At 34.6% G+C, this 569-nt stretch carries 1 pseudogene; it reads left to right on the forward strand.

Annotated features, from left to right (window positions below):
• Window positions 1–427: 427 nt before the first annotated feature.
• Window positions 428–569: pseudogene (locus P9687_RS16720) on the forward strand (Uma2 family endonuclease); the annotation flags it as partial.

Consider the following 569-nt stretch of genomic DNA (forward strand, 5'->3'; position numbering starts at 1 on the left):
TTTGGGGCGCCAGTAACAGCAGACAATTGAAAGCGTGGATGATGAAACAGTTGAGAGCTTTATCGCCAATTTCAAAAAAATATACAACCATTGCGATGTAGCAAATCAGTTGCTCGACTACCTTGAACACAACTATCCAAAAAATTCTACTAAAAAAGTAGACATAGATTCGGTTAAAGCATTTATTAAGGATGTCATCCATTAATATAATGCAGCACAGTACTACGTATGCTGTTGAACCAGCAGGATCCACTGCAAAAATTTTAAAGTATAATACCCTTAAATGACCAAGGAATATACAAAAAAACTAGTGATCAAAAAAATAACATGTTTTTTGATCCCTTATTTTGAAATTTTTAATTAAGCAATTATACTTTACTGCATAGCTCTTATCTTCGTAAAGATGAGAGCTATTTGATATTTACATGTTAGCCCCTCTAATCAAGCCCATGATTTAGTCATAAAAATGCAGTACTGGGTAAAAGGATATTGGATTGTGAACCCGATCTTGAAAGCGGTCCAATTGCGGAAAATATGTCGCAGGAGCAAATTAAAACGCATATTCCGCA

Origin of the sequence: Weizmannia sp. CD-2023 (assembly GCF_036225245.1) — a bacterium.
In the GTDB taxonomy this organism is placed as follows: domain Bacteria; phylum Bacillota; class Bacilli; order Bacillales; family Bacillaceae_C; genus Weizmannia; species Weizmannia faecalis.